This window comes from Bartonella sp. TS25HLJMH (assembly GCF_042193505.1).
In the GTDB taxonomy this organism is placed as follows: domain Bacteria; phylum Pseudomonadota; class Alphaproteobacteria; order Rhizobiales; family Rhizobiaceae; genus Bartonella; species Bartonella grahamii.
Map to the genome: position 1 here is coordinate 1 of NZ_JBHILV010000034.1, position 6,043 is coordinate 6,043.

Genomic DNA, 6,043 nt, shown 5'->3' on the forward strand with positions numbered 1-6,043 from the left:
GGATCAGCAGCATTTACTACACTACTTTCATCTCCTGAATCGCTTTTGATATAAACTGTTGTGTTGCCTGAGACATCACCGTGAATGAGAAGCCTATCGGTTTTTTGATCGGCACTTGCAACACCATCATTCCAAGCAATGTTGAAGTAAATCTTTGCATCACCAGAGGCGTTGTAGACCGCTTGCGTGTCTGGTTTACCAGATCCTATATGTAGTGTGTGATAATGCTCTTCTGTTGGTTCATTAAAGATAATGGCGCTGTTGTTGAGATTAAGAACAGAAACATCAGAACGAGACCTTTCAGCAATATCAAGCAGATTGCCATCACCATCTTTTTCGTTTGCGCTGGTTTTTACAATCCATTGTGTATTGTTTTGCAAATTAAAGCGTACCGTTCTGTCTTTAGCAATATTCGCTCTGCCTTCTAGAGTAGACTGATCAGCGTTTAATGTGAAGGTGCCGTTGGAGATCGCTTTAACCTCTTTACCATCCCACAAATCTTTATCGTTCCATGACATTTTGTCCCAAAAAATACCATCTCCTAATAATACGTCAGCATGGACTTCTGATTTTTTAAGATTGACTGTGCCGATTGATGGGGCTGCCGCATCTTCGATGCTTTTTTCAATAACAGTTCCAACAAAAATTCCTGTACCATTTTCAGTATGAAGCTCTGCATTGGTAAGATTGATCTCATTGCTATGATACCTTTGTGGATCATGCGAGCCATTTGGATTGTTGTCAGAGAAAGTTGCGAATTGTAAACCGGCAACTTCTGCTGTGGCAGAAACATCTTTCAGATCAATATGTCCGCCATTTATTACAACCAGTGCAGCTTTTTTTGCTTCTATTTTATTTTTCTTCCCATTCTGAGGAGTGTCGGATTGGGGATCTAGACCTTTAGAATTAGTATCAATAGCGCCATTAACCATCTTAGTTGTGCCATCTTCACCAGTAGCGAGACCAATATCAACATTTTGAATGGTTGTTTTGCCATTTAATTCAACTATACTACCGGCCTCCCAAGTGCTTACACCAACGGTTGCTTCTTCGGACTCACCACCGATTATTGTTAAATCTCCGCTAATGATTTTACTTCCACTATCAGCGTAAAGACCTTCATAAAAATTTTGAATGGTTGTTTTGCCCGTTAACTGAATTTCACTACCAGAGTCCCCCGTCCATACACCAGATCGTGCTTCATCGGGGTCTTGATCAATTACTTTACCACCGACTATTGTTAAATCTCCACTGGTAATTTTACCACCATTATAGGCTCCAAGACCGTACGAAACTTTTTCAATAGTTGTATGACCCTTTAATTGAATTTCACTATTGGGATCAATGGCTATTATACCAGAAATACTGTATTCTTGGTTTTCATAAGCAGTTATTGTTAAATCTTCGCTGGTGATTTTACCACCTTTTTCTGCTCTCAGTCCGTTTCTAACTTTTTCAATGCTTGTTTTGCCTTTTAATTCAATTATGCTTCCAAAGCCATTGGCATTTGCACCGTTTCCGAAGTTATTGGTTGTTAGAGTAACATCCGTAATTTCAATACGTCCACCATTTTCTGTAAATAATGCGCCTCCATGTCCATTCAAACTTCCTCCTATGACAGCTCCTCCTTTCATTGTGATCTTGGATTCTATACCATCTGCATGGAGTGCATTACTCTTAGATGATGCGACTGTAACATTGTTGTTTAAAGTAATGGTGCTGCCGTTCCCAGCATATACGCCATCAGTGTCCCCATCGAGTGATCCTCCAGACACTGTTATTGTTGAGTGATCCTCTGCAAATATGCCTATTAGTGCTTGAGTAACGGTTACATTGTTCAAGGTTACTGTGCTGTTTTTAGCACTTATTCCTAAGGGTAGTAAAAGGTTATCGTTTTCACTCGATATTACCACATCTTCCAGCTTGTTTTTTTTACTCTTACTGTCAGAAAAGGAAGCACCAGTGCTAGATAAAATGCCAGATGAGGAGGCACCCGTTCCAGAATATGTAATTGTTCCCTTAGTCATTTGAAGTGTAGCACCGTCTTTGGCTTCAAGGCCTAAGAAAATACCAGAACCAGTGCCTTTAATGGTTGTGCCCTCCAGTAACTCAATTGCACTGTTAGCACCTTCTGCTGTTACAGCATAGACGGTTTTGTTCGTGTCTTGGTTTATATCTTTATTCGTAACAATGGTTAAATGTTTTCCAATGATTTTTCCGCCATCTTTTGCGTGAATAGTTTCATAGGTTTTATCGGATACTGGTACTGTTTTTCCATCAGAAACTTCGAGGGTTTCAGCATGTACACTGAACTGGATGTTGAACAGGATGATAGCGGCTGCAGCCGTGCATGATAAAAGGGATGTTTTATACACCAATATTCTCCTTATGAGAGCCCCAAAATATTCATTCCCCCGAAAACTTCATAAGAAGAAGTGAAAATGGATAGTTGTTATTAATTTCGATAACTGTCTTTAGTTTTGTAAGATATTTTTGGTTTCTTGTCAAAATTAAAGATTAACTGATATTAACATTATATGAATTTATATTTAATACACAATGTTCTTATAATTGTTTATATTATATAATTAAATTTAATGTAAAATATATATTATATAAATTTAAATATTATTATAATACTTACATATTTTATATTTTTTTATAAAGTAATAATAATGTTTTTTTATGATACTTCTGCAGTTTTATATTTTATCAAAGTGAGTTATGACTGTAATACTTAAACACTGTTTCTAGAACTTTTGATTATTTCTACCTTATTTATCATAAGATTCTAATGTATTTGATCTTGATATCCAAAGGAGTTGACGACTCTAGCATACAGAACACATTTTTTCTTCTGTGGGGGATATTTTAATAGTATACGAACATTTGCTAAGTTATTTGATAAATAACTAGTTTTTGTAGATGTTGATGTATCGATGGCATTTGAAAGAGCCAGAGTCCAAGCTCATAAATCTCAATCAATTAAAAAGTGTTCCAAGTTGAAGGCTTCAAACCAAAAGTGCTTCTATATCATCAAAGTGCACTTTCATTGAAGGATTATTGCTTTCAGTATTTTGAATTTTTGACACACTTTTGACAAGAAAATCTAAAAAAAATTGCTTCTGAGGAATTTTTATAAATAAAATACGTAACGTTTTTATGGTGATGTGTTTATGAGATATAAAGTTGAATTGGTAATCGCTGTGATTGCTTTTACTCTCTCTGGTTGTTTTAATCTTGATTCTGAAAAATTAAAAAAAGACGAGAGGCTTTATAATGATGCATTCATGGATTGGTCTATGAAAGAAAAGTCTCTTGCAAAAAATTATACTGCTATCATCATGGCTGATCCGCAACCGTGGCGTTTAAACTCTGGTGATGCCAATGGAATATCAAACAGAGAGCCATGGTTAAAGATAAATGAGCAGGTTGCTGATGTGATAAAAGCGCACAAGGCCGCGTTCCATATTGTCAATGGTGATTTGACGGAGTTTGGACAACAAAAAAACTATGACGATTATACAAAGGTGTATAAAAATCTTGGGTCTCCTGTTTATGAAGGGCTAGGGAATCACGATTATGCCAATAATGTTGGTAATTGTACAGATCCTCAAGAATTCAATTTTTACAAAGATGCCTGTGCTATAAATGCAGTTTTAAGAATGGTATCGGAAATCAAAAAATACCGTAGTCAATTATCGCATTTCAATGCAGATGTTACTGAAAAGTTGGTTCCCATTTCGGGTGGAAATGTTCGCTCGATAAGGGGGAGTTTGAGTTATTCTTGGGATTATGGAGATGTTCACTATGTGCAGCTTCATAATTACCCGAGCTATACGGTTCGTTTGATTGGACAGTCTGTGGAGGTGCAAATCAGTAAATCTTTGGATTGGCTTAAGAACGATTTAGTTGCTGCTGATGCAAGAGGTAAAGTAACAATCATTAATTTTCATGATGCTCGTGCTGCTTCCATTGATGGTGAATCCTTTTTTATTCGTAAAAAGAATGCTAAAGATTTGTCGGTTTTTAAGTCAATTATTACTTCTCATAATGTTAAAGCGATCTTCGTGGGTCACACGCATTATCAGTCTTATTGCCGTGCGAAAAATGATAAGGTTTTTGAAAATATCCCTATCTATACAGCTGGTGCGCTTTTTAATGGAGATTATTACCTCATAGATGTGAAGGGAAAGACCATTCGCGTTAAAGCCTATAATGGAGAAATAGGAAAACCGCTTTTAATTAAAGATCTTGGTGTTATAGGGAAAGACACCCAATTTTCCGCAAGTTGCAGTCAGTTATAATAGTTTTTTTCTTTGTTTTTAAGGATAAGGGAAAAACGTATTATATGCGCGGATTTGAAGAGCAATGAGAGTGTCTAACTGTCACTTAAAAATAAAATAAAAAATCAGACATTTTTTTCAAAAATGCTAAAATATCAGGTTAAGCGCTATAAGTGCAATGGTTTAATGTGAACAGAGCTTTAATACAAAGCGGAATAATGGTTTGTTATTTTATTTTTTCTTTTTAGGCTTTCATCTTTGAAAAGAAGAGGAGTGTGTCGAGGAAGTATCCAGAATTACCAAGAAAGCTTTTTGTTTTGATAAATTTTTTACTTATAATCTTCAAACAATTGATGTTTTATGATGCTGTACAATTTCTTTTAATTAAACGTATGAACTTTTAATTTTATTACAATTTTATCTTCTTCTTTTATACGTAAGTAAATAGATACAATACGATACAAATATTGGTGTCTGTTTATAGTGGTTATGGTTTCACGCAATTACTCTTAGATGATACTCACATGTCTTGACAGTTTTATCTTTGCTTGGAGAGAAGTGTAAAAAGAGGATTTTAAGAAGTTTCAGTTTAGAAAGAGTTTTTTTGCCCGCGAAAAGCTCTCTGCGGATGCCAAGGCCGGTATGGAACAAGCAGGGGAGGACTTGGCCAATTGGATTGTCGATGGTTTTATGTCGTCTATCTCACAATTGATGGATTATTGTAAATCTTTGCCTAGCCGCATTAAGGGGTGGATTGGTTCCATTGATGTAAGAGAGTTTTTGCCAAGTTTTTTGGGGGGGAAAACAGCCATTCAGCCCATAGCACAATTTGCGGGGGCGGGGCATGCAAATTACTCTGTGAGAGAACAAAGAGAGAAAGAGCGCTCCACCACCACCCACAATCAAAATGTCACAGTGCATGTCAATGGGGCCCGTGATCCTGTGGCCACTGGTCGTGCGGTTGCCCACGCCATTCAACGGGCACGCGCTAATGCGCTGCATGGCGGGACAGAATGAGGGGAGGGAAGCTATGAGAGATCCTTTGATGATGTTAGGTCCGCATCAATTTTATGTGGACTGGCTGAATTTCCAATCCTTTGAAGAAGAGTTTTCTGCCTCATGGGTTTGTATGGAGCGTTTTGGCAGGTTCCCCAGTTTGCAATTTACCGGCTATGGCAATGATGCAAAAACCATTCATGGCGTTTGGTTTCCAGAAGAATTTGGTGACCGTGTAGCCATTGATGCCATCGCCCAAACCATTCGAAGAGCAAAGCCAGTCCAGATGCTTCGTTGGATCAATGATACGACCTATAGTGTCCTTCTCCATGGTCCCGTAGTAATCACCACGATCAATAAAGACCACGACTATATCAGTCGCTCGGGGCAATCGCAGCGTATTCGCTATTCCATTACGCTCTTGCCCTTTTTTGGCGGCGGAAAACCGCAAGGTCAATACCAGGTGGGACAAACTCTATGAAGATACCAGAAAAGCATGTTGTTGTAGAGCTAGAGGATATGAGTCTCGATCTCCTCTGCTTTCACCATGCCATGGCAGTGTTCAGAGACCGCATCCAAGTTGGGGCACTAAACGGTTATTTAGAAGCCACACTAGAAGCCAATCCAGAGATTGCCAAATATGGTGTGCTTTTACCGCGAGGCTTAACGGTTATTCTGCCTGAGTTTGTGTTGTCTAATTCCCAAAGCATGGTGAAGCGGTTATGGGATTAATGCGCACATACCCCTTTATTGTGGTCAAG

4 protein-coding genes and 1 pseudogene are annotated in these 6,043 nt (G+C 37.9%); 4 read left to right on the forward strand and 1 reads right to left on the reverse strand.

Going from position 1 to position 6,043, the window contains the following annotated elements; genetic code table 11:
• Positions 1 to 2,375: pseudogene (locus tag ACFINF_RS08465) on the reverse strand (autotransporter outer membrane beta-barrel domain-containing protein); the annotation flags it as partial.
• Between the two features lie 801 nt (positions 2,376 to 3,176).
• On the opposite strand from ACFINF_RS08465, the gene ACFINF_RS08470 reads away from it, so the two are divergent.
• The 4 genes from ACFINF_RS08470 to ACFINF_RS08485 all read left to right on the forward strand — a co-directional run bounded on the left by ACFINF_RS08470 (position 3,177) and on the right by ACFINF_RS08485 (position 6,014).
• Entirely contained in the window at positions 3,177 to 4,307 is a 1,131-nt protein-coding gene (locus ACFINF_RS08470) for a metallophosphoesterase (RefSeq protein ID WP_375620485.1), read from the forward strand.
• A gap of 621 nt (positions 4,308 to 4,928) precedes the next feature.
• On the forward strand, positions 4,929 to 5,303 hold the full coding sequence (locus ACFINF_RS08475; RefSeq protein ID WP_375620486.1) for a hypothetical protein: 375 nt from the start codon (positions 4,929 to 4,931) through the stop codon (positions 5,301 to 5,303).
• 13 nt (positions 5,304 to 5,316) lie between these two features.
• A complete protein-coding gene (locus ACFINF_RS08480; RefSeq protein ID WP_375620488.1) occupies positions 5,317 to 5,763 on the forward strand; it encodes a phage tail protein in 447 nt (148 codons plus the stop codon).
• Positions 5,760 to 6,014 carry a tail protein X gene (locus tag ACFINF_RS08485; protein ID WP_375620487.1) on the forward strand — a complete coding sequence of 85 codons (255 nt, stop codon included), beginning with the start codon at positions 5,760 to 5,762 and terminating at the stop codon, positions 6,012 to 6,014. Before ACFINF_RS08480 ends, ACFINF_RS08485 begins: the two co-directional genes overlap by 4 nt.
• Positions 6,015 to 6,043: the final 29 nt, after the last annotated feature.